We start from the raw sequence: 2,437 nt of genomic DNA, 5'->3' as shown, positions 1-2,437 counted from the left end.
GCCGCGTTCCAGGCGGCGACTATGAGGGCTATGTCGATGCCCATGTGCGCCGGCTGGAGGCGCTACGCCGGGCCGGTATCGTCGAGCGGATCGACGCCGACCAATGGCGCATCCCCGATGATCTGGTCAGCCGTGCCGCCGCCCATGACGCCGGCCGAGACAGTCAGGCCAGCGTTCGCGTCCTTTCCCCGGTCGATCTGAACAAACAGATCGGATCGGACGGCGCGACCTGGCTGGACCGGCGGCTGATCCACGGCGAGACGGCCGACCTTGCGCCAACCGGCTTCGGGCAACAAGTCCGCGAAGCCATGGACCAGCGCCGCGAGCACCATATCGAACAGGGCGACGCCACCCGCAGCCGGGACAGCCGCGTCTTCTACCGGCGCAACCTTCTCGCCATCCTGCGGGAGCGCGAGGTAGCCGGCGTCGGATCGGATATGGCTTTGAGTAAGGGCCTGCCGTTCCGCGCCGCCACGGACGGCGAGAGCGTCAGCGGCAAGTTTACCGGAACCGTGCATCTATCGAGCGGCAAGTTCGCCGTGGTCGAGAAATCCCATGAGTTCACCCTTGTCCCGTGGCGGCCGATCATCGACCGCCAACTCGGCCGCGAGGTTATGGGCATCGTGCAGGGCGGGTCGGTGTCGTGGCAGTTAGGGCGGCAGAGGGGGCTGGAACGCTGAGTGCGCCCATGCCGCATTGCGAAGCAAAAGATAATCGGATAAAATGTAGCAATTCATATTCGTAAGCGTGGAGTAATCAGATGGGAAATTCCAAGTCAGCAGACAAGTAAGCCGCAACAACCAGTATTGTTGTTGCGGCGCTCTGTAAGGCTAGTCTCATCTGATTGCTGACGAGCAGACGTCGCCCGGTATTCCTTAATCGAGGGTTGATTCGTCATGACCACCACACGCCCCGCGTGGGCCTATACGCTGCCGGCAGCACTGCTGCTGATGGCTCCTTTCGACATCCTCGCTTCACTGGCGATGGATATTTATCTCCCTGTCGTTCCAGCGATGCCCGGCATCCTGAACACGACGCCCGCTATGATCCAACTCACGTTGAGCCTCTATATGGTGATGCTCGGCGTGGGCCAGGTGATTTTTGGTCCGCTCTCAGACAGAATCGGGCGACGGCCAATTCTACTTGCGGGCGCAACGGCTTTCGTCATTGCGTCTCTGGGAGCAGCTTGGTCTTCAACTGCACCGGCCTTTGTCGCTTTCCGTCTACTTCAAGCAGTGGGCGCGTCGGCCATGCTGGTGGCGACGTTCGCGACGGTTCGCGACGTTTATGCCAACCGTCCTGAGGGTGTCGTCATCTACGGCCTTTTCAGTTCGATGCTGGCGTTCGTGCCTGCGCTCGGCCCTATCGCCGGAGTATTGATCGGCGAGTTCTTGGGATGGCAGGCGATATTCATTACTTTGGCTATACTGGCGATGCTCGCACTCCTAAATGCGGGTTTCAGGTGGCACGAAACCCGCCCTCTGGATCAAGTCAAGACGCGCCGATCTGTCTTGCCGATCTTCGCGAGTCCGGCTTTTTGGGTTTACACTGTCGGCTTTAGCGCCGGTATGGGCACCTACTTCGTCTTCTTCTCGACGGCTCCCCGTGTGCTCATAGGCCAAGCGGAATATTCCGAGATCGGATTCAGCTTTGCCTTCGCCACTGTCGCGCTTGTAATGATCGTGACAACCCGTTTCGCGAAGTCCTTTGTCGCCAGATGGGGCATCGCAGGATGCGTGGCGCGTGGGATGGCGTTGCTTGTTTGCGGAGCGGTCCTGTTGGGGATCGGCGAACTTTACGGCTCGCCGTCATTCCTCACCTTCATCCTACCGATGTGGGTTGTCGCGGTCGGTATTGTCTTCACGGTGTCCGTTACCGCGAACGGCGCTTTGGCAGAGTTCGACGACATCGCGGGATCAGCGGTCGCGTTCTACTTCTGCGTTCAAAGCCTGATAGTCAGCATTGTCGGGACATTGGCGGTGGCACTTTTAAACGGTGACACAGCGTGGCCCGTGATCTGTTACGCCACGGCGATGGCGGTACTGGTTTCGTTGGGGCTGGTGCTCCTTCGGCTCCGTGGGGCTGCCACCGAGAAGTCGCCAGTCGTCTAACCGACGACTGGTAGCAGGCCCGCTCCGATGCGGCGCACTAACCATCGAAACCTCGTGAATGTCGGTATCCTGTCTGGCAGGATACCGCTCATTTCCCTTGTTCAGTTCATCGCCGTCGCCGAGCATCTGAATTTTCGGCATGCGGCCAAGGCACTTGGTATCAGCCAGTCGAGCGTCAGCGCGCGTGTGAAAGCGCTGGAGGATAACCTTGGTGTCCTGCTATTTGAGCGCCATGCGCGGGGCGTTCGGCTAACAGACGCAGGCAGGCACTTCATGGAGCGTGTCACGGCGGGTGTCGATCAACTCGATCACGCAGTGAAGACCGC

Annotated in this window: 3 protein-coding genes; all 3 read left to right on the top strand. The window is 60.0% G+C overall.

Annotated elements, in window-relative coordinates:
- A partial coding sequence (locus FTU75_RS18145; RefSeq protein ID WP_000308584.1) for a DUF3363 domain-containing protein occupies positions 1-680 on the top strand: 680 nt, incomplete at its 5' end.
- Between the two features lie 216 nt (positions 681-896).
- Positions 897-2,111 carry a chloramphenicol/florfenicol efflux MFS transporter FloR gene (floR, locus tag FTU75_RS18140; RefSeq protein WP_000214122.1) on the top strand — a complete coding sequence of 405 codons (1,215 nt, stop codon included), beginning with the start codon at positions 897-899 and terminating at the stop codon, positions 2,109-2,111.
- Between the two features lie 27 nt (positions 2,112-2,138).
- On the top strand, positions 2,139-2,437 hold a 299-nt coding region (locus FTU75_RS18135; protein ID WP_001255014.1), incomplete at its 3' end, for a LysR family transcriptional regulator.

The sequence above is a fragment of the Acinetobacter sp. YH12140 genome, assembly GCF_013418475.1.
GTDB lineage: Bacteria > Pseudomonadota > Gammaproteobacteria > Pseudomonadales > Moraxellaceae > Acinetobacter > Acinetobacter amyesii.
Note: the sequence above shows the minus strand (reverse complement) of the source record. Positions and strands in the feature narration are given on the sequence as shown.